The 25,098-nt window shown below is 67.9% G+C and carries 19 protein-coding genes; 10 read left to right on the top strand and 9 right to left on the bottom strand.

From position 1 onward, the window contains the following. The first annotated feature begins 91 nt into the window (after positions 1-91). The 4 genes from dxr (at position 92) to cynS (ending at position 3,316) form a co-directional block, all read left to right on the top strand. Positions 92-1,231 carry a 1-deoxy-D-xylulose-5-phosphate reductoisomerase gene (dxr, locus tag ACFMRZ_RS11830; protein WP_400179186.1) on the top strand — a complete coding sequence of 380 codons (1,140 nt, stop codon included), beginning with the start codon at positions 92-94 and terminating at the stop codon, positions 1,229-1,231. A gap of 21 nt (positions 1,232-1,252) precedes the next feature. After that, positions 1,253-2,473, top strand: a complete 1,221-nt coding sequence (locus ACFMRZ_RS11825; protein ID WP_280363912.1) for a M50 family metallopeptidase — start codon at positions 1,253-1,255, stop codon at positions 2,471-2,473. 79 nt (positions 2,474-2,552) lie between these two features. After that, positions 2,553-2,780, top strand: a complete 228-nt coding sequence (locus tag ACFMRZ_RS11820) for a hypothetical protein (protein ID WP_400179185.1) — start codon at positions 2,553-2,555, stop codon at positions 2,778-2,780. Positions 2,781-2,872: 92 nt separating this feature from the next. Further along, positions 2,873-3,316, top strand: coding sequence for a cyanase (cynS, locus tag ACFMRZ_RS11815; RefSeq protein WP_400179184.1), 444 nt, complete (start codon positions 2,873-2,875; stop codon positions 3,314-3,316). Here cynS and ACFMRZ_RS11810 read toward each other — a convergent pair. The 5 genes from ACFMRZ_RS11810 to ACFMRZ_RS11790 form a co-directional block, all read right to left on the bottom strand. Next, the gene (locus tag ACFMRZ_RS11810) at positions 3,240-4,022 is read right to left on the bottom strand and encodes an endonuclease V (protein WP_400179183.1); all 783 of its coding nucleotides are present in this window, start codon (positions 4,020-4,022) and stop codon (positions 3,240-3,242) included. The genes cynS and ACFMRZ_RS11810 overlap by 77 nt on opposite strands. Positions 4,023-4,052: 30 nt before the next feature. Then, positions 4,053-5,450, bottom strand: a complete 1,398-nt coding sequence (locus ACFMRZ_RS11805) for an ADP-ribosylglycohydrolase family protein (protein WP_400179182.1) — start codon at positions 5,448-5,450, stop codon at positions 4,053-4,055. Next, positions 5,447-12,334, bottom strand: coding sequence for a hypothetical protein (locus tag ACFMRZ_RS11800; protein WP_400179181.1), 6,888 nt, complete (start codon positions 12,332-12,334; stop codon positions 5,447-5,449). The genes ACFMRZ_RS11805 and ACFMRZ_RS11800 overlap by 4 nt, the downstream gene beginning before the upstream one ends. A 3-nt stretch (positions 12,335-12,337) precedes the next feature. Then, positions 12,338-12,643, bottom strand: a complete 306-nt coding sequence (locus ACFMRZ_RS11795) for a WXG100 family type VII secretion target (protein WP_400179180.1) — start codon at positions 12,641-12,643, stop codon at positions 12,338-12,340. A gap of 85 nt (positions 12,644-12,728) precedes the next feature. Then, on the bottom strand, positions 12,729-13,241 hold the full coding sequence (locus tag ACFMRZ_RS11790; RefSeq protein WP_400179179.1) for a YbaB/EbfC family nucleoid-associated protein: 513 nt from the start codon (positions 13,239-13,241) through the stop codon (positions 12,729-12,731). 451 nt (positions 13,242-13,692) lie between these two features. Between ACFMRZ_RS11790 and ispG the strand changes: the two genes are divergently transcribed. The 3 genes from ispG (at position 13,693) to ACFMRZ_RS11775 (ending at position 17,702) form a co-directional block, all read left to right on the top strand. After that, positions 13,693-14,823, top strand: coding sequence for a flavodoxin-dependent (E)-4-hydroxy-3-methylbut-2-enyl-diphosphate synthase (gene ispG / locus ACFMRZ_RS11785; RefSeq protein WP_400182837.1), 1,131 nt, complete (start codon positions 13,693-13,695; stop codon positions 14,821-14,823). A 109-nt stretch (positions 14,824-14,932) separates the two neighbouring features. Further along, complete coding sequence (locus ACFMRZ_RS11780; protein WP_280273133.1) at positions 14,933-15,796, top strand: GNAT family N-acetyltransferase; 864 nt, start codon at positions 14,933-14,935, stop codon at positions 15,794-15,796. A 73-nt stretch (positions 15,797-15,869) separates the two neighbouring features. Continuing rightward, complete coding sequence (locus ACFMRZ_RS11775; RefSeq protein ID WP_400179178.1) at positions 15,870-17,702, top strand: penicillin-binding transpeptidase domain-containing protein; 1,833 nt, start codon at positions 15,870-15,872, stop codon at positions 17,700-17,702. A gap of 157 nt (positions 17,703-17,859) precedes the next feature. Here ACFMRZ_RS11775 and ACFMRZ_RS11770 read toward each other — a convergent pair whose 3' ends face one another. Together ACFMRZ_RS11770 and ACFMRZ_RS11765 are read right to left on the bottom strand one after the other, a co-directional pair. Then, complete coding sequence (locus ACFMRZ_RS11770) at positions 17,860-18,015, bottom strand: hypothetical protein (RefSeq protein WP_400179177.1); 156 nt, start codon at positions 18,013-18,015, stop codon at positions 17,860-17,862. Between the two features lie 174 nt (positions 18,016-18,189). Next, on the bottom strand, positions 18,190-18,702 hold the full coding sequence (locus ACFMRZ_RS11765; RefSeq protein WP_400179176.1) for a peroxynitrite isomerase: 513 nt from the start codon (positions 18,700-18,702) through the stop codon (positions 18,190-18,192). Between the two features lie 120 nt (positions 18,703-18,822). Between ACFMRZ_RS11765 and ACFMRZ_RS11760 the strand changes: the two genes are divergently transcribed. Both ACFMRZ_RS11760 and ACFMRZ_RS11755 read left to right on the top strand, forming a co-directional pair. Beyond that, positions 18,823-19,644, top strand: coding sequence for an ABC transporter permease (locus tag ACFMRZ_RS11760; protein WP_400179175.1), 822 nt, complete (start codon positions 18,823-18,825; stop codon positions 19,642-19,644). Beyond that, entirely contained in the window at positions 19,641-20,477 is an 837-nt protein-coding gene (locus tag ACFMRZ_RS11755) for an ABC transporter permease (protein WP_400179174.1), read from the top strand. The genes ACFMRZ_RS11760 and ACFMRZ_RS11755 overlap by 4 nt, the downstream gene beginning before the upstream one ends. Positions 20,478-20,489: 12 nt before the next feature. On the opposite strand, the gene ACFMRZ_RS11750 is transcribed toward ACFMRZ_RS11755, so the two are convergent. Beyond that, the gene (locus tag ACFMRZ_RS11750) at positions 20,490-21,350 is read right to left on the bottom strand and encodes a helix-turn-helix transcriptional regulator (protein WP_280273139.1); all 861 of its coding nucleotides are present in this window, start codon (positions 21,348-21,350) and stop codon (positions 20,490-20,492) included. 211 nt (positions 21,351-21,561) lie between these two features. Further along, entirely contained in the window at positions 21,562-22,890 is a 1,329-nt protein-coding gene (locus ACFMRZ_RS11745) for a bifunctional o-acetylhomoserine/o-acetylserine sulfhydrylase (protein WP_280273140.1), read from the bottom strand. A 241-nt stretch (positions 22,891-23,131) separates the two neighbouring features. On the opposite strand from ACFMRZ_RS11745, the gene ACFMRZ_RS11740 reads away from it, so the two are divergent. Then, positions 23,132-25,093 (top strand): glycosyltransferase family 39 protein, encoded by a 1,962-nt coding sequence (locus ACFMRZ_RS11740; RefSeq protein WP_400179173.1) that lies wholly within the window; start codon positions 23,132-23,134, stop codon positions 25,091-25,093. Positions 25,094-25,098: the final 5 nt, after the last annotated feature.

Here is a 25,098-nt window from a genome sequence, read left to right as displayed (position 1 = left end):
GCACTCTCGTCACTATGTTGGCATACGACCGCCCGTCGTAGCCAGCGGGGTGAGCGGGTGTCGGCGGCGGCTGATCGGGAACAATGGAAGGGTGTCCGACATCGTGAGAGTCCTGCTGCTCGGTAGCACCGGTTCCATTGGCACACAGGCGCTGGAGGTGATGGCGGCCGACCCGGAGCGGTTCCAGGTGGTCGGTCTGGCGGCGCGCGGCGGCAATACCGAGCTGCTGGCCGAGCAGATCCGGGCCACGGGCACGGGCAACGTCGCCGTCGCCGACCCGGCCGCGGCCGCGAAACTCGGTGTGGCGCTTGCGGGTCCGGACGCGGTGACCGAACTGGTCCGCCGCACCGAAGCGGATGTGGTGCTCAACGCGCTGGTGGGAGCGCTGGGGCTGGAGCCGACGCTGGCCACGCTGGAGTCCGGTCGGCGGCTCGCGCTGGCGAACAAGGAGTCCCTGGTCGCGGGCGGCTCGTTGGTGACTCGCGCGGCCGCGCCCGGCCAGCTCGTGCCGGTGGATTCGGAGCATTCGGCGATGGCCCAATGCCTGCGCAGCGGCCGCGAGAGCGAGGTGGACCGACTGGTGCTCACCGCCTCCGGGGGACCGTTCCGCAGCTGGACCACCGAGATGCTCGACTCGGTGCGCCCGGAGGAGGCCAAGGCGCACCCGACGTGGTCGATGGGTCTGATGAACACCCTCAACTCGGCGACGCTGGTGAACAAGGGCCTGGAGCTGATCGAGGCGCACATGCTGTTCGGCATCGACTACGACAAGATCGACGTCACCGTGCACCCGCAGTCGATCGTGCACTCGATGGCGACGTTCACCGACGGTTCCACCATCGCCCAGGCCAGCCCGCCCGATATGAAGCTGCCGATCTCGCTGGCGTTGGGCTGGCCCGACCGGGTGCCCGGGGTGCTCGCGCCGCTCGACTTCGGCAAGGCCTTCACCTGGGAATTCGAGCCGGTGGACAATGTCGTGTTCCCCGCCGTGGAGCTGGCCCGGCAGGCCGGGAAGGCTGGCGGTAGTGTGACGGCGGTCTACAACGCGGCCAACGAGATCGCGGTGCAGGCGTTCCTCGACGGGCAGATCCGGTTCCCCGACATCGTGCGTACGGTGGCGCAGGTGGTCGAGTCGGCCGACCGGTGGAGCGCGGAACCCGCTACCTTGGACGAAGTGCTCGCGGCCGACGCGTGGGCTAGGCAGCGTGCGCGCACGCACGTGGGTAACTGACGCAGGAGGGTTCGAAACCGCATGGGGTTCGCGATCGGGTTCGTGCTGTTCGCCCTCGGTATCACGGTGTCGGTGGCCTTACACGAATGCGGCCATATGTGGACGGCGCAAGCCACCGGCATGAAGGTGCGCCGCTATTTCGTAGGCTTCGGGCCGAAGATCTTCTCGTTCCGCCGAGGTGAGACCGAATACGGCCTCAAGGCGTTGCCGCTCGGCGGTTTCTGCGATATCGCGGGCATGACCGCGCTCGACGAGCTGGAGCCCGAAGATGTGGACCGGGCCATGTACCGGCAGGCCGCGTGGAAGCGGTTGCTGGTGATGTCCGGCGGCATCCTGATGAATTTCTTCCTCGGCTTCCTGCTGATCGTGTTGCTGGCCGTGGCGTGGGGGCTGCCCAGGCTGGACGCCCCGCCGGATACGCAGATCATTCCGGCCGGATGTGTGGCGCCGCAGAATCCGGACGGCAGCGCGGCGCCGTGTACCGGCGACGGCCCGGCTCAGGTGGCCGGTCTGCGGCGCGGCGATTTGGTGAAGGCGATCAACGGCGTGCCGGTGCACAGCTGGAACGATTTCCGCAAGATCACCGAGAGTCAGTCCGGCCCTATCCTTTACACGGTCGAGCGGGACGGGCAGAAGCTCGACATCTCGGTGATGCCGGAGCGTGTGGCCACGTATCCGCTGAAGCCGGATTCGGACGAGCGCGTGACCGAGCCGGTGTACGTCAGCAAGGTCGGGGTCGGCCAGGATTTCTATCCGCCGACGAAATACGGTCTGCTGCCCGCGATTCCGGCCTCGATCTCGTTCACCGGTGAGATGTTCGCCAAGACCTTCCAGTCGTTGGCGCAGATGCCGACCAAGGTCGTGAACCTGTGGCACGCGGTCACCGGAGGTAAGCGGGACGCGGACACTCCGGTCAGCGTGTACGGCGCCAGCAAGATCGGCGGCGAAACCGCCGAGCGCGGGCTCTGGGGCGTATTCGTGCTGGTGCTGGCGAGCCTGAACTTCTTCCTCGGGGCGTTCAACATCCTGCCCCTGCTGCCGCTGGACGGCGGGCATATCGCGGTCGTGCTGTACGAGAAAGTGCGCAATGTCCTGCGCGGGCGCAAAGGCCTGCCGCCCGGCGCCCCCGTCGACTATATGAAACTTCTTCCGGCGACTTACGTGGTCGTGGTAATCGGCGGGGCTTATATGATTCTCACTCTCGTTGCCGACATCGTGAATCCCATCAAACTATTCCCCTAGGTTTACTCCTTTTCTGGCTAAGCGCCGCCGCTTCTACTGACTCAGCAAGGTCGTGCTTGCGTTATCGCCGAACGGCTGCATGGCCGTACTCGCTTGGCTGTCGGATTTGTCTGCTCAGGGGTGTCAGATCGTCGTGGCGACACATTCGCCGATCCTGGTGGCGCTGCCCGATTCGACGGTATTCGAGATCGCCGATGACGGTACGATCGGCTCTGTCACCTACGACGAGGCACTGCCGGTTCGGCTGACCAGAGATTTTTTGGCCCAGCCGGACCGTTATCTCCGACATTTGATACGCGATGACTGACGTCGCCTGCCGGCTGCAAGCAAGAAGATTTAACCTGGCGGGAATGTGCGAACTGTAGCGTCTTTCGGGTTCCGAAGAGGTAGGGAGGCGCGATGACGACGAAGAAGGATGCGGCGGGGGCCGTGGTGGCGGCTAAGCAGCGGCTCGGGTTGACTTGGGGACAGTTGGCCGAGGCTATCGGGAAGGCGCCGGCGTGGACGGTGGCGGCGCTGCTCGGGCAGCATCCCGTGCCCGCGGAGGCCGCGAAAACCATTGCGGCAATGCTGGATCTGGACGGTGAGGTGGAACTGGCGCTGCAGGCGCAACCCACGCGCGGTGCCCTGGAGAGCCCCGTGCCCACCGACCCGACGATCTACCGGTTCTACGAGGTGCTGCAGGTGTATGGACCCGCGATCAAAGAACTCATCCACGAGGAATTCGGTGACGGCATCATGAGCGCCATCAATTTCCGGATGGATGTCAAGCGGGTGGAGGATCCTGCCGGGGATCGGGTGGTGGTGACGCTGGACGGGAAGTTCCTGCCGTATCAGTGGTGAGTCGATTCCGACCGATGGCGATGTCGCGCAGCAGTGTTCGGCAGAGGTGGTCGGCACGGCGAGTCGTTTCCGGCTGGCGGTAGCTCGGACTCAGGGCCAGCACCTGTGCACAAGCTGTATCAATATTGATTCTGTGGCCTACCAAGACGTAGACGGGTTTGATGCCCGTCTGAGTGCGCAGTGCCCTGCCGACGACTTCCCCGTCCAGTGTGATGTCGCTGACCGATCCGCGTTCGGCCGGCGGTTCGTCGCACTCGCCCAGCACGTTCTTGGCGACGCCGATTGTCGGCAGGCCCGTGATCAATCCGAGGTGGCAGGCCAGTCCGAAACGGCGTGGGTGCGCGATACCCTGCCCGTCGCACACCAGGAGATCCGGTGTGGTGCCGAGTTTTTCGAGTGCGGCGAGGGTGGTGGGCAGCTCGCGGAAGGCGAGTAGGCCGGGGACGTAGGGGAAGGTGATTGTGCCTCGGGCCGTGGCGGTGTCGACGGGTTCGAGGGTGTCGGCATCGAGGACCACCACGGCCGCGACGACATGACCCGCGTCGTCGTAGGCGGAGTCGAGTTCCGCGACGGTGCGGAAATTCGGCGGACGGGGATCGGTCGTGTCGACCGACGTTCGCAACCTTTCTTGCATCTCGACAGCCGCTTCGGGCGTGGTCGGCAGTGCTACCGGATCGGCCGGGCTTCCGATACCGGGAGCCGTCATGAGGGGTTCATATCAGCTGTGCGATCGGGGTTATGTGGGCGGGTAGCGTCGGAGCCATTCCGCGTCGGTGAGGACGTCGCGGAGTTCGGTGGCGAGGTCCTGGGCGAAGGTGTCCAGGGTTCGGAGTGATGAGATCGGGTCGCTGAGTGCCTTGGGAACCGCCTGAATTCCGTACTCGGCGCCGATGAGCATGCCGGCCACCGCGGCGACCTGGGGGCGGTGGGTGGCGTAATTCAATGCCAGGAGCAGCGCTTCACGTACGTAATCGCTGACCATGGCGGAATAGAGGGCGATGCCGAGTGTTTCGACACCGTCGGCGCCGCCGTTGGGGAAGTACTGGCGGAGGTTGCTGGGCTGGGTGGGGACCCACTCGTTGCGAATCAACGAGACCACGGTATTGATTGCCGCGAGGGTCTTTTCATGTCCCGGCCGTTTACTCACCTGACTGCGACCGGCGGCGAGGCAGTCCAGGAACGGATGGTCGCGGAGCTGCTGGTGCAGGATCACGGCCAGGGTCGCCGCGGGGAGGTAGTCGTCCGGGTGCGGGTGAGTAAGGGCGGCGATGGCGACCGCGAGATCGAAAGTCTCCGAAAGGTCTTCCGACCACACTGCGGCGAGAGCGGCGCGGACCAGGACGTCGGCACCTCGGGCTTCGCTGCGCGGGTCGGCGGGAGTGGAGATGGTGCCGGTGGAGGCGAATCCGAGTAGAGCGTCGAGGACCGCGGCGTCCGGATCACGGTTGGAGACGAAATCGGTGTCGTGTGCAGCAATCCCGTCGGGGCGATCGTGATCGCCGGCATCACGCGCATAGATGCCGCCGTAGATTCGCCATTCGCCGACAGTGCGCACCGACCGCTTCATGTAATAGAGCCACCGCTGCAACGCGTGCTGCACGGTCGACACCGGGTCGACCGGTTGCCCGGTACGCCTCCCGACGAGTGCGCGTATCAATCCCTCCGCGGAGTATCCCATCAGCTGCGTGATCCAGGTCGATGGCATGAACTCGCCCGGCAGGTAGTCGACGAGAACCTCCTCGGCGTTTCTCATTCCTCCCGCATCCCACGGGTATGAGGTCAGACCGAAATGGTTCCGCGCGTACGCGAACGCGTCGCCGATGCCTGCGGTGACCAAAGCTCCTCTCAGCCGCTCGGCTCCGGTGGGCAGCGGTAGGCGCGACGTGCCTCCGGGACGGCTGCCACTCACTTCGTCCGATCGTGAGCTGTAATCCAGTTGGGCCTCTACGGGAGCCTCGACAGCAACGTAATGCTGGTTGTAATCGCTGTTCTCGACAGTCCGGGTTTCCGGGCGGAAGTCCGCGCGATGCTGCCACCGCCGGGACCAGTCGTCGTGCCAATTTCCGGCCTTGAAATCACGTCTGTTGCGTTCCGCACTGGACCAGCCCTTCGGGGAGATTCGTGGGTCTCTCAACGTTGCTCCTGTTCGAGAATCATTTCGGCGTCCCAGGAGATGTGCTCGCCGGGTTCCATAAATACTGATTTACCGGGCCACGTTTGCTGTCTCGATTGTCCGGGAACGGCATCGGCCGGCCGGCCGAGTTGTGAAATTTCCAGTGGCGTAGGAAAGTTGGGCGATCCTACCTGGAAGCGGTCGAGGATTTCCTGGCCCTGCCCGATCGTGGAGACAAGGTCCGTGAATTGGCTCTCGAGGCGCGATCGCTCCGGTCCTGGGGGAAGCGAATTCAGTTGCTGCCGCAGCGCATCCGCTCTTTGGATCGCCCGATCGACTTCTCTCGCCAGGCGCGGGCGAATCTGGTCGATAGCCTGGTGGTGGTCGGCGAAGGTGAACCCCTGCCGCGCCCACGCGTAGCTTCCGACGTCGATGTTGGCCAGCAGAACTACTTTGTGCACACCCGATTCTCGGTACCAGTCGAACATGGCACGGTTGAGCTCGGTGGCGAACCCTTGCCCCTGAACGCTGCGGATCAACTCGAGGTCTTGGTGAATGACACTTATACGCCCGTTGCTTTCGAGTGTGAAGATGCGGGTGAGGGACCCGACCCACTTTCCTTCCGCGTCGTAGATTTCCGCCATCATCTTCACGTCGTACGTTGGCACCGCATGGAATGGAGACAAACCGCCGATGACGTGCTCGACTCGGACGCGAAGTCCACTGTATTCGCCATCGATCACCTGCCGGAGCAGCGGGAGCAACCGGTTCGGGTCGGCCGGACGACCATCTGACGGGAACAGATCCCGCAGCCTCGGCCGAGGTTCGTCCGGTGGAGTCCGCGAATCATTGTGAGTGTCTGTCGGAGGTGGAGGTTCCGTCCGGTTTGGACGAGGCTCTTCGTGGGGCCGCTCGGGGCTACGCTCATCCGGCGTGTGCCTCGGTGCATGAGAGTCAGCAGGTGTCGTTGACCGGCGCTCCGGGGGCAGAACGTTTTCCGGCCCACGCCGCGGTGCCGTCCCGGGCTCGGGCCGCCAGTGCTCCGCGCCGGGCTGCCTCGCAGGATGATCGGGCGGCAAGTCCGGACGCCTACCGTCCCAATCGGGTGCACGATTCGATGCCGGCGCACGATCACCAACCGGATGCGGATGTTGGGGTCGACCGGTGGTCTCGTGCGGCGGAGTGCCCGGGTGATCCACAGGTCGCCGATCCTCGGGACGTTGCCCGCGCGGATGATCGGGCACACCACGGTATTCGGGGCGCCCGCGACCCTCCGACGGGGACCTCGGAGGGATCGGCTGATTGCGGGTGGCAGGGCTCTGCGTGCGGGGATCGATCGGACGAGCCGGATGAGAAGGGGGCGCCGGGCGTGGTGGAGGCGTGCTGTGGTCGTTGTATGGGGTGTGGTTCCCCGGGTGTGGTGGTCGGGTGGCGGGGTCGTGGGATCGGGTCGAATGCGGCGGCGTCGGTTGCCGTGGCGAGGAGTTGTGCGGCTGAACCGGATACGGAGGGCGGGAGCCGTCGTTCGGCGGGCGCGTGTGTGCCGGTGGTGTGCCGGTTGCGTTCGGTTGCCCTGGGTGAGATGGCATTCCGGCATGTGGTGGTGTCGCGCCGGGAATGTTCGGGCGCGCGTGGGGGATCGGTGTCGTCGGTGCTGAATCGGGACTGGGCGTATGGGCGTGCGGCATTCCGGTTGCGTCCGGTCGCGCCGGATGCGGTGGGAGTCCGGCGCGTGGTGGTGTGCCGGGGTCGTTCGGTGGCGTCGTGTGGGCGTTGGGTTCGCCGTGGAGAGGTATGCGGGGTGGCGTGGGATGTGGTGGGAGTCCGGCGCGTGGTGGTGTGCCGGGGTCGTTCGGTGGCGTCGTGTGGGCGTTGGGTTCGCCGTGGAGAGGTATGCGGGGTGGCGTGGGATGTGGTGGGAGTCCGGCGCGTGGTGGTGTGCCGGGGTCGTTCGGTGGCGTCGTGTGGGCGTTGGGTTCGCCGTAGAGAGGTATGCCGGGTGGCGTGGGATGCGGTGGGAGTCCGGCACGTGGTTGCGTGCTTGGGCCGTTCGGTGGCGTGTTGGGCGGTGGTGTCGACGGCGGGCCGGTGGTGGGTCGGGGCGTGTGTGGTGGTGGGACGGGACGCGCGGGCGGGTTCGATTCCGGGGCGCGGGTGAGGTTTTCGCCGGGGCCCGGGTGTGGTTGTGGGTAGGGACGGCCGGGAGCGGGCGTGGCTCGGCCCGGGTTGCCCGTGCCCGGCGCGGGATGTCTTGTGGTGGGGCCATTGTCGTGGGTCGCCGCAGGTCCGCTGGTGGGCTGCGGCCACCAGTCCGGCAGCCGGGTGGCGTCGGCGTGATGGTTGGGGTTCTGATGCGCCCAGCGTGGCGGTTCGGGCGTCTGCCCCTGGCCTGGGTACGGACCGGTCGGCTGGGCGGGTGGTGGCGTCGATGCCGGGGAGCGGGGCGGAATGTCCGAGCGTGTCGGTTGTCCGGGAGGCGCATTCGTAGGGCCCGATTCGGGCCGGACATCGTCGGGGTGCGGGTCGGGGCCGACAGGGGGCGGACTGGTCTCGGGGCGACGGAGGTCGGGGCCCACGGGTGTCGGTTGAAAAGGTGTGCTGCCCGGCGTGGGTGTGTTTACCGGAGCGGCGTCTCCCACGGCCGGAGTGGCGTTGCTCGGGATCGGTGTGGAGTGTGTGTCGGGCGCGACTTCCGGGTTCGAGTTCCGGAGGCTGTCCGTCTCGTGGCCGCCCGGGTCGCGCGTCGGGTGGTGGGCGGTTTGTCCGGCCGTTGGATTGTCTGGGCTCAGCGGATGCCCGGTATCTGTGTCGAGAAGCAGCTCCCCGTTCCAGAGGATCGATTCGCCGGGCTCCATGAATATCGTTTTTCCCGGCCATGTTTGATCTCTCGCCTGTTCGGGACTGAGATCGGCCGGTCGGCCGAGTTGTGAAATTTCCTTCGGTGTAGGGAAGTTGGGCGAGCCTACCTCGAAGCGGTCGAGGATCGCCTGTCCCTGGCTTATTATCGAGTCGAGATCATTGAGTTGCCTCTCGAGAGGTGATCGCTCCTGTCCTGGGGGAAGCGAATTCAGCTGCTGCCGCAGCGCTTCAGCCCTTTGGGTCGCCCTATCGATCTCGTTTTCCAGTCGAGGGCGGATCTGGTCGATAGCTATGTGCTCGTCGGCGAACGTGAAACCATGCCGCGCCCACGCATAGCTTCCGACGTCGATATTGGCCAACAGAGTAACCTTGTGCACTCCCGACTCTCGATACCAGTCGAACATGGCACGGTTGAATTCGGTGGCGAACCCTTGCCCCTGAACGTCTTCCTCCACTTTGAGGAAGTCGTGATTGGCGGTTATGCGTCCGTCTCCGTCGATTGTGAAGTCGCGGCTGAACTCCCCGACCAGCCTTCTGTACCCGAACCTATCGGGGAGGCTCCAGATTTTCCCCTTCACATTGAGTTCGTTCGGGATACACGTGAGGTTCTCGACCTCGACGCGTAGCCCTCCGTATTCACCATCGATCGCCTGCCGGAGCAGCGGCAGCAACCGGTTCGGGTCGGCCGGAAGACCATTGGACGGGAACATGTCCCGCAGACTCGGCCGGGGCTCGTCCGGTCGAGCCGGCGAATCGTCGTCAGTCGGAGAGCGGGGCGGCCCGTCCGGGTGGGTCGGTTGTTCGGGAGGCGTGTGCGTACGTTCCTGCCCGGCGTGGACGTCGTCGGGATGCGGATTGGGGCCGACAGGCGGCGCAGTGGTGTCAGCTCGGTGAGGGCCGGGGCCCGCGGGCGTCGAGTGGAAAGGGGCGGTGGTGTCTACCGGACGTGCGTCTCCCACAGGGGGAGTTGCGTCTGCCGGGGCGCGTGTGGGGAATGTGTCGGGGTCGAGGTTGAGGCTCCACTCCGGGGAGCTCTCCGTTCCCTGGTCGCGCGGCGTCGAGTGGTCGTGGGTGGCGTCGGGGTTGGTGGGGGTGCGCGCGGGTGTCTCGATCGGGGGCAGGTCGAGACTGAAGTCGGCGGGTTCCGGATCCGCCGCGGGGCGGTGTGGGGGGAGGTCCAGGCTGGAGTTTTCTAGGCCTGTATCAGGCCCGTGGTCGGCCAGGTTCCTTCCTTGCGGAACCGGTGGAAGATGTGGCCCGCTGTCTCCATGGGTAGGCCGTCCCCCTTGTTGTCCGGGTCCCGTATCTGACGTGTCTGCTTGTCGATGATCACGCGGCGGTCCAGAAGCTTCTCCGTCGCCCCGAAGCGGTACTCCACCTCGTTCTGGTCGTCCCGAATCCGGTTGTAGAACACCATCAGTGCCATTCTGGTCCTTTCGTGGCGTGTCGTAGCTTTCGCCGGTGCGGGCGGGTACGTCGGCTTGCCAATTGAACGACTCGTTCGCCCTGCTGTGTGCTTCTGCGGCGGTGGCACCTGGGTGGTCACGCAGGTACTGGGATTCAGCGAGTTCGTGCTCGAGGAGGACGATGTCCTGCGGCAGCGGCTCCCCGGAACGCAGTCGGATCCAGGCCTCCGCGACGGAACGCGAGGGTGCGAACCGCTCGCGCGTGTGACCATCGTTGCCCAATCCGAGCAGATGCTCGTCGCGCATGAGATGGTTCTTGATCTGCTCGATCTCGGCTCGGGTGAAGCCGGCGCCACCGTCTCGTCGGGGCTGATCGGCGAGATTGTTCGCTATGTCCGCGATGTCGCTGTCGTCGGCTCGGAAGTGCTCGTACGCTGCCTCGGCCCACTCCACGTCCTCGGACGGATCGCGGGGGCCGATCGCGCCGCCGGTTTGCACGAGTTCGCGGTCTGCGTCCTGTGGCGGAGCATCGGAATGGTCGGCGAATTGGTCCGGCCGTTCGTTCCGCGACGGGGTTGCCGAGTCAGCTGGGGGCGTGGCGGGGCGTGGCGGTGTCGGCCGCGCGGCATCGGCTGTGGCGTTCGGTCGCGACGGTGATTCCGATCGGTTGGATTCCGGTCGATGGGTGGCGTCGGGACGTTGGTTGGTATGGGGGCGATTCGGGTCGGGGCGAGTGCTTGTGTCGGAAAGTGTTGGGGAAGAAGTGGATTCGGGACGGCTTTGTGATGGGGTGGACGCACTGTCCGTGGCCGGGGGGTGGGCCGGAGTGGCGGGGCGCTGATTGGAGTCGGAGGCGTGCGGGGTGAAGCCCGCCATGGATGGCGTGCTGGTTGCGGGACTTGTTGTGCTGGAAGATGTTTGGACGGGAGCCGGGTTGCTGTCGGGCGTTGGGGGTGTGGTACCGGCATTGTCCGGAGTGGGGTGAGGGTTGCTGTTGTCGGGTGTGACGACGGTCTTCGGTTCCGCGGGGCGTGGGTCCGGCGTGGTGGGGTCGGCGTTGTCGTGCGGGGTGGGTTGAGATGGGACGGAAGTATCGGGATCGGGTGTGCCCGTGCCGCTTTCGTGTGGCGTCGGGGTGGTGGCCGGGGTCGGATTGCCGACGTCCTGGGGGCCGGGTGGAGTGGTGTGGGAATCCGGGGGACCGACGCCGGTATCGGGCGCGAGGGTGTCCGGCGAGACGGGGGCGCTCGGGTTCGAAGGTGTTGCGGGAGCGCCGATGTCGGTGCCGGCCGGAGTGGTCCCGGGGTCGGGGGTGGTCGGGGCGGTGCCCGTGTCCGGGGGAGCCGCATGGCTGGTGTCGAGGGCCGGGCCGGTGTCGGAGGGGGCCGGTCCGGTGGTGGGTTGCGATGGCTGTGCCGGGCCGCTGTCGGTGGGGGCGGGCTGGCTCGTGTGTCCGGAATCCGTTGCGGCAGGGCTGGTTTGGGTGTCACCGGGACTGTTGGCGCCGAAACCGGCGGTGCTGGTGTCGGTGCCGCCCGGTTCGGTAGCGGTGTTGCTGCCGAGATCGGTTGTGGCGGGGCTGGGCTTGCCGGGATCAGCGGCGGGTCCGGGATCGCCGGTGTTGTCGACGGTCTTGCTCGGCGCCGGGTTGTCGGCGGCGGGCGCTGGTTGTCCGGGGTCCTGCTCGGTTTCGCCGCTGCTGTGCTCACCACCATTGTTGTGCCCGTGCGGGCCGGCACTGGCCGCGGTGGTCGCCACGGAGGAGGACGCGCTGGAGGTGAGAGTTTCTATGCCGAGGTTCATTTCGCCGCCGAACGGCACGATCGCCAGTTGGCCCGCGACTTCACCGGCGACACCGGAGGCGGTGTCCGCCGCGGCCTGGGCGCCGAGGCGGCTGACTCTGTTCTCGACCTGGTTGGTCAGGCCGTGCAGGGCGCCGCCGCTGCCGAGACCCCCGCCCACCGCGCCGCCGGCCGTTCCGGCCAGCGAGACCAGGCCGACCGCCTTCCAGTCCGCGGCGGTCAGCCCGTCGCGGTCGCCGCGCGCGACCTGGATCAGGCGGGCAGCCAGATCCGAGCCGCCCTCTTCGAGCAAACCGGTGAACGCGCCGATCGCCGCAGCGCGCAAGGCGGCCTTGGCGAGCATGCGCGAGAGGATGCGCTGGATCAAGCCGCGCACGACCATGCGGATCGCCACCTGGGTCGCCACCCGGGCGGCCACGCCCGCGGCGGCGCCGATTCCGGTCCACGACGTCGCCAGCGCGACAGCCAGTTCCGCGGCCAGGATGACCATCGCCGCGATGATCGTGTACTTGGTGTGCTCGATGTCGGTGGCGCCCTTGTCGAGGCTGTCGGCCTGCGACTGACACCTTTTGATCAGCTCCTGTATCGCGCCCTGGTCGCCGCCGATCGGGGCCCACATGGTGGAAACGGCATCGTGGGCCTGGCCGGCCGACAAGGCCGTCAGCACATCGCGGACGACCGCGTCGGCATCCTCGTCGATCGTGCCGAGCGTCTCGGCGAGACCGTCCCACGAATCGGCGAGCCGCCGCATCGCTGTCTCGTCGCCCTCGGGCCAGTCGCCGCCCCCCACCACATATTTCGCGACCCACTGCAGCGAGTCGGGAATCTCGAGACCCATGGATCAGACCACGAGCCCGGCGGCGTTGGCACCCTCTTGGCCGGACAACAGGTCGGCGCTCTGAGCCATCTGTCCGCCGATAGCCGTCAAGGTCGAGGAGAACCCGGCCAGCGCCTGCACCAGTTCGTCGGTGGCCGGGACGTAGTCCGTCGCGAAGGCCTTACCCGTCTCGTCAGCACCCCAGCACTGGCCCTCGGTATTCAGAGAGCTCTGTAGCTGAGTGAGCGCGTTGGTGACCCGCGTGGCCAGGTCGGTGAATCGGGGCTGCGTAGCGCGCAGGGCCACCGGGTCGACGCGCAACGGGTTCACAGCGGATCCTTCGGGTAGTCAGGTTGCTTCATCAGGGTGGACGCAGGCGCACCGCGTCTGGTTCCAACGAATTCAGGTGGCGGTGTTACCGCCCGTCGTCGAGGTAGGAGCGGTTGCGGAAGTATTCGTCTTCCTCTTCCTCGTCCATCGGCGGGGGCGGCGCTTGCACCTCGGCGGCCGGTTCCGGCAACAAAGAGCGCACCAGATCCTTGATGCTCGGCGCGCCCGGAACGATGTCGGACAGGTCGGGCAACTCGCCCGCCAGCTCCGCTATCGGGGCGATGGCCTGCTGTGACTGCTCGGTCGCGGACCGCGCGGCGGCCTGCGCGGCCTCGGCGATCGACCGGCCCAATTTCTCCGGTGTGGAGCGTTTGAAGGCCTCGGGCACCAGGTGCACCTCGAGCGGCACGCCCGATACGTTGCTGACCACGCGCACCAGATTGTCCGACGACCAGGCCTCCGCGGTGGTCGACGCCAGTCGCGAGTGCAGGTCGGCCAGTTCGCGGCGCTGCTGCTCGTAGGTCTCGAGCATCGAGTCCACCTGGATGCGCAACTCCTCGTTGCGGGCGCGCATCGCTTCCCGCTCGCTATCGGTCATGCCACCTCCCCAATTCGGTTCCCCCATCAGATCCGACGCGTCGGGGCGGCGGTCGGTTCCCCTTCGGTCCGATTCCATCACCGGCCGGACATCACAGGCAAGTGCAACGGGTGCCGAGGCGCGCCCGAGAGACACATCATCTCGCCGAAAAAGTGCCTCCGACCAGGGCAGACACGCCCGGCGGCGACCGATCCGGCAACTTACACCGCGCCGATCCCCGGACCGCGACGAATACCGGATGGACAACGACGTTTCTCACGACCGGTCGTTGTAGGTGCTCTCACAGCGTCTGGTCCGGCAACACCACTAGACTCGGCCCCGAAACGGTGAGCACACACGAAAGTAGGCAACTGAACGTGAGCGAGCGCAGCGAGCGAATCGACGACGCAGCGCGACAGGCTGCGCCGACAGTCAGCGAGGCACGGCCGTGAGCGGTGCCATCACATTGGGTATGCCGTCCGCGCCCGCGGCGGTTCTCGCACCCCGCCGTAAGACCCGTCAGCTACAGGTGGGCAAGGTCGGGGTGGGCAGTGATTTCCCGGTGTCGGTGCAGTCGATGACGACCACCAAAACCCACGACGTGAATACGACCCTGCAGCAGATCGCGGAGCTGACCGCGTCCGGCTGCGACATCGTGCGGGTGGCCTGCCCGCGCCAAGAGGACGCCGACGCGCTGTCCGCGATCACCAAGAAATCCCCGATCCCGGTGATCGCCGACATCCACTTCCAGCCGCGCTACATCTTCGCCGCGATCGACGCGGGCTGCGCGGCCGTCCGCGTGAACCCGGGCAACATCAAGGAATTCGACGGCCGCGTCAAGGAGGTCGCGAAGGCGGCCGGCGCCGCGGGCATCCCGATCCGCATCGGCGTCAACGCGGGCTCGTTGGACAAGCGAATGCTGGAGAAGTACGGCAAGGCGACGCCGGAGGCGCTGGTGGAGTCGGCGCTGTGGGAGACGAGCCTGTTCGAGGAGCACGGCTTCGGCGACATCAAGATCTCGGTGAAGCACAACGACCCGGTGATCATGGTGGAGGCCTACCGGCAGCTCGCCGCGCGGTGCGACTATCCGCTGCACCTGGGCGTCACCGAGGCCGGTCCGGCGTTCCAGGGCACCATCAAATCGGCGACGGCCTTCGGCGCGCTGCTGAGCCAGGGCATCGGCGACACTATCCGGGTCTCGCTGTCGGCGCCGCCGGTCGAGGAGGTGAAGGTCGGCAACCAGATCCTGCAGTCGCTGAACCTGCGCCCGCGCAAGCTGGAGATCGTCTCGTGCCCGTCCTGCGGCCGCGCCCAGGTCGACGTGTACACCTTGGCCAACGAGGTCACCGCGGGGCTGGAGGGGATGGAGGTCCCGCTGCGGGTGGCGGTCATGGGCTGTGTGGTCAACGGTCCGGGCGAGGCCCGCGAGGCCGACCTGGGCGTCGCCTCGGGCAACGGCAAGGGTCAGATCTTCGTGAAGGGTGAGGTCATCAAGACCGTGCCCGAACATCAGATCGTGGAGACGCTGATCGAGGAGGCGATGCGCATCGCCGAGTCGATGGGCGAGTCCGGTACGGGCGAGCCGGTGGTCACCGTCGGTTAGTCCCGGGTGAGCGAGGTGCGTGCGTGAGATCGGGCGTCGCCGTGTGCGGTTCATCGCTCGCGATGGTCAAACAGCAGCGTGTTCGCGGCGTTCGTGGCAGGCTGTGAACGTGCGGAGTGTGCTGGAGCCGAGCCGCCGGACGAGGACCTCCGGTGCCCGCCAGCTCGCGAATCGCGATCTGGCACTGGTGCAAGAAGTACTGGACACCGATCCGGTGGCCAGCTGTATGGTCGCCGCGCGACTGCAGGAGTACGGCCTGGACACCCGGGGTGGACAGGGCGAACTGTGGAGTCGCGGCGGCCCGGCCGAGTCGCTGTGCTTCTCGGGCGCGAACCTGGTGCCGCTGCGCGGCGGGCCCGACGATCTGCGTGCCTTCGCCGAGCGTGCGGCGCGCTGGCCGCGATTGTGCTCGTCGGTGGTGGGTCGGCAGGAGCTGGCGCTGCCGCTGTGGGAGATGCTGGCCGACCGCTGGGGACCGGCCCGTGACCTGCGGGCCGACCAGCCGTTGCTCGCGCTCGACGGCCCCGCCTACGCCGTGGCCGATCCGCGGGTGCGGCGGGTGCGCGCCGACGAACTGGACCGCTATCTGGTCGCCGCGATCGCGATGTTCACCGAGGAGATCGGCGTCGACCCGCGCGCGGGCGACGGCGGGCGCAGTTACCGCCGCCGGGTGGCGAGCCTGATCCAGGCGGGCCGGGCCTGGGCCCGCTTCGAGGACGGCGTGGTCGTCTACAAGGCCGAGGTGGGTGCGATATCGCGGCGCACCGGGCAGATTCAGGGCGTGTGGGTGCACCCGGAGTGGCGCGGCCGCGGCCTGGGCACCTCGGGTACCGCGGCGGTGGCCAACGCCGTGGTCGCTTCCGGCCGCACCGCGAGCCTGTATGTCAACTGCTACAACGAGGCCGCCCGGCGCGCCTACGCGAACGTCGGATTCCGCCAGGTCGCCACGTTCGCAACGGTTCTCGTCGACTGAGGCCGGAAATCGCGCGAGCGCCCGCGTCGTGTCGCCCCGGTTGCGCGTGGTCTGCTGACTACCATCGCTGTCGATGTCGACACCCGAAAGACGTTGTGTGGGGCGCGGCCTCGCGCCGCGAAGACGCACGGCCGTGCTGCTGTCGGCCGTCGCGCTCGCGCTGGCGGCGAGCGGCTGCGGCTCCGGCTCGCAGGGCCCGGTCCCCGCGGCCGACGACTTCCTGGCGGCGGTCGCCCGGCACGATCCGGCAGGCGCCGGGAAACTCACCAACCAACCCGACAAGGCAAGTGCCGCACTGGCTTCGGCATGGGACAAGCTGCAGGCCGAGGAGCTGACCGCGCACACCGGCGACGCCCGGGTCACCGGCGACACCGCCACCGTCGACTACACCTACCGGTGGCGGTTGCCGAAGAACCGGATCTGGACCTACACCGGACAGCTGCAGATGGGCCGCAGCGACGGCCGCTGGCAGGTGCGCTGGACGGCCTCGGACATTCATCCCAAACTCGGTGACACCCAGACCATGGAGTTGCGCGCCACCCCCGCACCGCGCGCCCGCGTCAACGAACGCTCCGGCAGCGATGTGCTGATACCCGGTACGGTGCACCCGATTTCGTTCACCGCGAGCGCCGCGCCGGACCCGGGTTACGTCGCCGCGGCCCTCTCCGATGCCCTGCGCCCGTTCGACGAAACCCTCACCGCGGACGCCATCCGCACCGCCGCGGGCAAGAGTCCGGGCGCGTACACCGTTGCGGCACTGACTGATTGGGAGTTCGATCAGGTTCACGACGAGTTGATCGGGCTACCCGGCGTGCGCGCCGGTGAGCAGGCGGACCTGGTCGCCGTCGACCGCCATTTCGCCCCGGACCTGATGACGCAGATCCGCAAGACCGTCGCCGACGAGGTCGACGGCAAGGCGGGCTGGTCCGTGGTCACCATGAACACCAACGGCGCCGATGTCGACGTGCTGCACGAGGTGGACCCGCAGCCCGCGCCGTCGTTCTCGCTGAGCATCGACCGCAATGTGCAGAACGCCGCGCAGCGGGCCGTCGATGTGCGGACCGAGCAGGCCATGATGGTGGTGCTGCAGCCGTCCACGGGCGCCGTTCTCGCGGTGGCTCAGAACCGCGCGGCCGACGCCGACGGCCCGGTCGCCACGTCGGGGTTGTATCCGCCGGGCTCCACCTTCAAGACGGTGACGGCGGCCGCGGCGATGGCGGAGGGCACCGCGACCCCGGAGACGGTGGTGCCGTGCCCGAGCCGAATCGTGATCGGCGAGCGCACCATCCCGAACTACGAGCTGTTCACCATCGGTGACGTGCCGATGGCGACCGCGTACGAGCGATCCTGCAACACCGCGTTCGCCAAGATCGCCAGCGAACTGTCCGCGGACGCGCTGACCGACGCGGCGGCCCGATTCGGGATCGGCCCGGATTACACGGTGGTCGGGTTGCCGACGGTGTCCGGGTCGGTGCCCGCGGCAAAAGAGCAGGTGCAGCGCACCGAGAACGGCATCGGCCAGGGCAAGGTGGTGGCGAGCCCGTTCGGGATGGCGCTCGTCGCCGCGACCGTCGCACACGGCTCCGCGCCCACGCCCTATCTGATCGCGGGATACGAGACCAAGGTGGACGGCGACCGCCCGGCCTTGTCCCCGAAGGTGGCCGAAGGCCTGCGCATGATGATGCGCAAGGTGGTGACCGGAGGTACCGCCGAGCGGATCGCCGATCAGGGCGAGGTGTACGGCAAGACCGGTGAGGCGGAGGTCGACGGCGGCTCGCATTCGTGGTTCATCGGCTACCGCGGCGACCTGGCCTTCGCGACCCTGCTGGTGCGCGGCGGGAGTTCGGACAACGCGGTCGCCGTCACCCGCGACATGCTGGCCGCACTGCCGCCGGGCACCGCATGACATTCGCGGTCTCGAACGAATTGGGTCGCAATCTCTCTCGCCGTGGAGCGCATTTCCCACAGTGTTCCGGAAAACTCCTGGCAAACGACGACGACCGGATGCCCGGCTAGGTGAGGCATCCGGTCGTCCGGTCGCAGAGAACGTGTTCGGCTGTGATTTATGGCGAGTGCACCTCCATTCCGCTCGTGACCGTCGAGGCGGCGTTCTCGACGGGGGAGGTAGCTCCGGCGGAGGCGTCCCCGAGCAGTTCCACGGCACCGGTGCCGGCTAGGAGCATTCCCGCGGTGATGAGGGTGAGCGTCGAACGCTTCATGGTCTTCTCCCTTGAGGGTGAGCGAGATCCAATGGGCTCGAACTATTGGTCGCCGACTTTGCCGACTGGACCGACGGTAGAACGCGAGCAATCTCCTAGACAACCCCTCGGTGCGCAATAGCACAGGTCTCGAAAATCGCGCTGCAGGTCACGGGCGTGTCGGTAACCTTTTTGTTATTCGGCCCGGCGCAGACTGGCGGCGAGATGATGCTGTTTCGGCTGTCCGGCGGCGGCCATCCGCAGGGTGTAATCGATGGTGTCGCCCGACAATCGGATCGAGCGGCCGAGCGCGGTCACCAGCTTCGCGGTGGTGGTGCGGCCGATGTGGGTCGAGTCCAGTTCCAGGTGCAGGCCGCCGTCGGCGACGTCGACGCTGCCCTCGCAGATCTCGGTGATCCCGGTCGGGTGGGCGAGGATCAGCTCGATGCGATCCGGTCCAGCGCAGCGCAGGTAGCCGGTCTCGGCGTGCAGCGAACGGCCGTCCCCGGCGTGCCGGGTGCGCTGGCGGTAGGTGAGAAACGGGCGGCCGACATGACCGAAGTGGACTTCCTCGTGGTAGTCGAACGCCTCGATCGTCGGATACTCCCCGTGGCCGGAGCCGCGCCAGACGCCCAGGAGCGGGGCGAGGTGGGCGATATCGGGATGGGGCGCGACGGCCGGCTGGGGTTCGAGCACGGCGGTCAGCATAGTGGCCGCGGGCCGCGGTGGCGCGCGGACGACGCGCTGGGGTCGAACGATGTCTGCGTTTCCGGCCGTATGTCTGGTGAGATGAGACGAGCTGCCGTCGGCGCGGGGAGGTGGTAGGGGATGGGGATCAATGTGACGACGCGAACCGAGCCACCGCGGCGTTCGGCGTTGCGGCAGTGCTGGGTACTGGCGATACGCCTGGTGCGGCCCTCGCTGCGCAACGGCGAGGTGGTGACGGCGCTGCTGTCTCCGGCCGTGTTCACGGTCGGGTTCTATGTGCCGCTGGATCGGGTGATGAACTTCGCCGGGCACGGACTCAGCAGTTACGCGCAATTCCTGATGCCGATGATCGTGATGCAGGCGGTGGCGTTCTGCGGCACCGCGGCGGCGTTCCGGTCGGCCACCGACGCGCGCGACGGTCTGGACACGCGATTCGCGACGATGCCGATGCCCGCGGCCGCGCCGCTGGTGGCCCGGACCGCGGCGGCGCTGTACCGAGTCGCGATCGCGCTCGTGGCGGCGGTGGTGTGCGGCTACGCGATCGGGTTCCGGTTCTACGGCGGCGCAGGGCAGACCGCCGCGTTTCTGTGTTTCGCCATGCTGCTCGGGCTGATGATGTGCCAGCTCGGCGATCTGCTGGGCGCGCTGTCGAAGAGTCCGGAGGCGACGACGCAGGTGCTGGTGCTGCCGCAATTGATCCTCGGCATGGTGTCCACCGGATTCGCGCCGGCGAGCCAGTTCCCGGACTGGATCCGGGGCTTCGCGCGTGATCAGCCGGTGTCGCAGTTCGTGGGCACGCTGCGGGTGCTGGCGGGTGACCGTTCCGGACGGGCCGGGGTGGCGAACTGGGCGTCGGCGGGGCCGGGGCTGGGCTGGACGCTGGCCGGCCTGGTCGCGTTCGGCGGCGCTTCGGTGCTGGTGGCGGTTCGGAGGCAGCGATGACGACGAGCGCGGACGTGCGGCCGGGGTCGGCCACCGAGTTACCGGTGGTCGCGTTTCCGACCGAGACGTGGCGGCTGCTGCTGCCGCAGACGGTCGTGCAGACGCGGCGGCTGCTGGTCCGCTGGCGCCGCGACCCCCTGACGATGGCGCAGTCGCTGCTGTTCCCGGCCTTGTTGCTGGTGATGCTGAATACCGTGCTGGGACGGCAGATTTCGGCGTTCTCGGGGGCGGACGCGCTGTACGGCTCGGTGCCGATGGTGACGCTGGTGTCGGTGATGTCGGGGTCGCTGGCCGGGGCGATTACGCTCGGCCGCGAGCGCGATGACGGTCTGCTGGCGCGGTTCTGGGTGCTGCCGGTGCACCGCGCGTCGGGATTGCTGGCGCGCATTCTCGCCGAGGGTGCGCGCATCCTGGCGTGCACGCTGGTGCTGTTCGGAGTCGGTCTGCTGCTGGGATTCCGTTTCCGCCAAGGACTTCTGGCTGCGGTGGCGCTGGTGGGGGTGCCGCTGATGTACGGTCTCGGTTTCGCGACCATGGTCACCGCCGTGGCGTCCTACACCGCCAAACCCGCGCTGGTGGAAGCGATTTCGCTGGGATCGTCGCTGCTGATGTTCTTCTCCACCGGGTTCGTGCCGCTGGCGGCCTATCCCGCGTGGGCGAAACCGATTGTGGCGCACTCGCCGATGTCGTACGCGGTCGACGCCATGCGCGGGCTGTCGCTGGGAGGTCCGGTGCGGGGGCCGTTGCTGGCGACGGTCGCGTGGTCGGCGGGTGCGATGGTGGTGTTCGCGGTGCCCGCCGTCCTGGGCTACACGCGCGCGAGTCGGCGGTAGTTCCGGCCGGGTCTATCGCAAGTCGTCGGCTACTCGGGCTACCAGGTTGGTGGAATCGCGGGGGCTCAGGGCCATGGCGCGGAGTTGGTCGAACATCACGCCGAAGCGGCGGATCTCGTTGTGGCCCTCCACGATATCGTCGCCGGCGATGCCCTCGACGTACACCAGTTCGGGGTCGGCGGGGTCGTGGAAGTCCAGGACGACGAAGGAGCCGACCATCGCCGGGTGCGCGCCCGCGTCGAACGGCAGCACCTGGAGGATGACGTTGCGCTTCTCCGCTTCCTCGACCAGTCGCAGCAACTGGCCCCGCATCACCTCGCGGCCGCCGACGACGCGCCGGATCGCCGCCTCGTCCAGCACCACCCACAGCTCCAGCGGCTCCTCCTTGGCGAGCAGCTTCGCGCGTTCGAAGCGGGCGCGCAGGCGCTGTTCGATCACCGCGGTCTCGACCTTGGGCATCGCGGTATCCAGCACCGCCCACGCATACTGCTCGGTTTGCAGGAGTCCGGGGATGAACGACGTCTGGAACAGCCGGGCCGAGAGCGCCTCGGTCTCGAAGTTGATGTAGGCGGCGTACACCTCCGAGACCGCCGCCTCGAACGGCCGTGACATGCCGGGCTTCTGCGCCTCTTGGAGCAGTTGCAGCGCGTCCGACCGCTGCGATTCCTCGATGCCGTACAGGTCCAGCATCGCCATCAGGGTGCGGCGCTGCGGTCGCGCCTGCGCCGTCTCGATGCGGTACAGCGTGGTGACGTTGATGCCGGTGCGGGCGCTGACAACCTCCTTGCTGATCCCGGCGTTCTCGCGCATCTCCTGTAGAAGTGCGGCCAATCGCCTGAGCTGGACCGTCAACACCGTCCGCTTGCCTGCCATCGTGCGCGTTCTCCTCTGAACGTGCCGCCTCTGTTGTGGCCTTCGCGTACGCCCGAGCGGCACTGTCGGCTTGCCGCGCCGGGCCCTTGTCGAGCTCGAGCATAACCATTGCGCCCGCGAAAGATGCCCCGCCACCGGAAAAGCTGGTGGCGGGGCGACGGTTCGAGGCAAGCCTGATGGCGGGGCAGTGGTTCGAGCCTTGTGGGCGAAGCTATTCCGCGGCGGCGGCGAAACCGGTGCGCAGGTCCTCGAGGATGTCGTCGAGGCCCTCGATGCCGACGGCGAGACGGACCAGGCCCGGGGTGACGCCGGAGGCCAGCTGCTCCTCAGGGGTCAACTGGGAGTGCGTGGTCGAGGCGGGGTGGATGACCAGCGAGCGGACGTCACCGATATTGGCGACGTGGCTGTGCAGGGTCAGCGCGTCCACGAACTTCTTGCCCGCGTCGACGCCGCCGGCCAGCTCGAAGCCGATGATCGCGCCGGTTCCCTTGGGCGCCAGTTGCTTTCCGCGCTCGTACCACGGCGACGACGGCAGTCCGGCATACGACACCGAGGTGACTTCCGTTCGCTCGGTGAGGAATTCGGCCACGGCCTGAGCGTTCTGCACGTGCCGCTCCACCCGCAGGCTGAGAGTTTCCAGGCCCTGGCTGATCAGGAACGCGTTGAACGGCGAGATCGCCGCGCCGAGGTCGCGCAGCAGCTGCACCCGGGCCTTGAGCGCGAAGGCGGGCGCGCCCAGTTCGGCGAACACCACGCCGTGGTAGCTGGGGTCGGGCGTGGTGAAGCCGGGGAAGCGGGACTTGCCGTCGGCGTCGGTGACCGTCCAGTCGAAGGTGCCGCCGTCGATGATCACGCCGCCGATGGCCGCGCCGTGGCCGCCGAGGTACTTCGTGGCCGAGTGCACCACGATGTCCGCGCCGTGCCGCAGCGGCTGGATCAGGTACGGGGTGGGCACGGTGTTGTCGACGATCAGCGGCAGCCCCGCGGCGTGCGCGACCTCCGCGATGCCGGGGATGTCGAAAATGTGGTTCTGCGGGTTGGAGACCGTCTCGCCGTACAGCGCCTTGGTGTTCGGGCGGATCGCCGCGCGCCACTGCTCGAGGTCGTCCGGGTCCTCGACGAAGCTGACCTCGACCCCCAGCTTCGGCAGCGTGTAGTGGAAGAGGTTGTAGGTGCCGCCGTACAGCCGCGGGCTGGAGACGATGTGGTCGCCCGCGTTCGCGATATTGAGGATCGCGAAGGTCTCCGCCGCTTGTCCGGAGGCCAGCAACAGCGCGGCGACTCCGCCTTCCAGCGCCGCGATCCGCTGCTCCACGGCGTCCTGGGTCGGGTTGATGATGCGGGTGTAGATGTAGCCGGGCTCGGTGAGACCGAACAGCGCCGCGGCGTGGTCGGTGTCGCGGAAGGTGTAGGAGGTGGTCTGGTAGATCGGCAGGGCGCGGGCGTTGGTGGTGCCGTCGGGCACCTGGCCCACATGGACCTGCTTGGTTTCGAAGGTCCAGTTCTGGGACGGGTCGGCCGGTGCGGCGGGGTCGGTCATCGGGGTCTCCTGGCGGTGTGGATACGGATGTCGAGCGGGCGTGCGGCCTCGGCTCGCCGCCCGCGTCCCTGTCGATACGGCATGAACGGAACTACATCTCGCCGACCGGCGGCATTGTTTGAATCGGCTGGATTCGAACTCCACGTGCGTGTCGTGGGTTCGTGCGGGCGTGTCGCCGGTTCGCAGCAGGTTCCCAGGAATCGGCCAGGCTTCTCACCGCTCGGATTGGGAGACTCCCGCGGTGACTGTGACCGCGACCGTGTTCCCCGAACCGCCGCCCGCCCGCCGCCGGGATCGCCTGGCCCTGGCGGCCCTGCTCGGCGTGACCGCGGCGGCGTACCTGTGGAACATCGGCGTAAACGGCATGGGCAACGGGTTCTACGCCGCGGCCGCGTGGGCGGGGTCGCGGAACTGGGAGTCCCTGCTGTTCGGATCGCTGGATCCGGGCAATTTCATCACCGTCGACAAGCCGCCGGTGTCGCAGTGGGTGATGGGCTTGTCGGGGCAGCTGTTCGGTTTCGGCAGTGCGAGCATGCTGGCGCCGCAGGCGCTGATGGCGGTGGCGACCGTGGCGCTGCTGTACGGGATGGTCACGCGGGTCACGGGCGCTCGCGGCGCCGGGCTGCTGGCGGGGCTGGTCTTCGCGGTGACGCCGGTGGCGGCGTTGATGTTCCGGTTCGACAATCCCGACGCCGTGATGGTGCTGCTGATGACCGCCGGGGCGTACTGCGTGGTCCGCGCGCTGCCGCGGGCGGACGTGCGCTGGCTGGCGGCCGCCGGGGTGGCACTGGGTTTCGCGTTCCTGGCCAAGATGCTCGAGGGACTGATGGTGCTGCCCGCGCTGGCACCGGTGTATCTGCTGGCCGCGCCGACGACGCTGGGAAAACGGTTGCTGCACTTGCTCACTGCCGCCGCCGCGCTGGTCGTCTCCGCCGGGTGGTACGTGTTGCTGACTATGCTGTGGCCGGTGTCGGAGCGGCCGTATCTGGCGGGCTCACGGAACAACACGTTCATGGATCTGGTGTTGGGCTACAACGGATTCGAGCGCATCCTCGGACGTTCGCACCAGGGGCGCAGGCCCTTCGAACTGCCGGCGGGGTACGAGATGCCGCATCTCGGCGGGCCGGGCGGATTCGGGTCCGGTGCCGGGCCTACGCGTCTGTTCACCGGGGAGATCGGTTTCGAGATCTCCTGGCTGCTCCCCGCCGCCGTGGTCGCCTTCGGGCTGGTGCTGGTATCCCGGGGCCGGTCGCCGCGTACGGACCCAATGCGTTGCGCGGCTTTGCTGTTCGGGCTGTGGCTGCTCGTGGACGGGGTCGCGTTCGCCACGATGCGGGGCGGCATGCACGCCTATTACACGCTGGCGATCGCGCCGGCTGTCGCGGGTTGTTTCGCGCTCGGCGTACACGAGGTCTGGCAGCGGCGTGGCACCGCGTTCGGCCGGACCGGTGGCGCCGCACTGGTTCTCGCGGGCGGTGTGTGGGCCTTCGTGGTGTTGCAGCGCAACGCCGGGTGGCAGCCGTGGCTGCGCTGGGTGGTTCTGGTGGCAGCGGTGGCGGTCGTGCTCGGACTGCTGACGACACTGGTTCCGGTGGCAGCGCGGCGGGTACCGCGCGGTGTCGTCGCCATGCTGCTGGCGGGCGGGGTGATCGCGAGTCTGGCCGGGTCGACCGCGTACGCGGCGGCCACACTGCCGCAATCGCACACCGGGGGAAGCCCGTCCGTCGGCCCGGCCCACGCCGAATCGTCAGGCGCCGCTTCGCCTTTCCGGGGCGCCATGAGCGCATTCCGCGGCGACGGCGACACCGATCCTCGGCTCATCGCCATGCTGCGTGCGACCACCACGCAGTGGTCGGCCGCGATCGACCGCTCCTCTCCCGCCGCCGGGCTCGAATTGGCCAGTCGCACAGCGGTCATCGCCCTCGGCGGCTTCACCTCCGCGGACCCCGTGCCGACCCTGCCGCAGTTCCAGGACCTCGTGCGCGAGCACCGCGTCACCTACTACCTCGCCCCGGAGGTGCGGTTGCCCGATTCGTGGCGGACCGCGCCGCCACCCGAATCCTCAGTCACGCAGGGAGATCCAGTTGCCGAGCTATGGCATCCGGTCGGCGACACCGACATCTACAACTGGGTATCCCAGCACTACACCGCCCAGCACATGAACGGACTGGCCGTCTACGACCTCACCGCCGCGCCGCACTGAGGCGG

Origin of the sequence: Nocardia sp. N2S4-5 (assembly GCF_044628355.1) — a bacterium.
Classification (GTDB): Bacteria; Actinomycetota; Actinomycetes; order Mycobacteriales; family Mycobacteriaceae; genus Nocardia; species Nocardia wallacei_B.
Note: the sequence above shows the minus strand (reverse complement) of the source record. Positions and strands in the feature narration are given on the sequence as shown.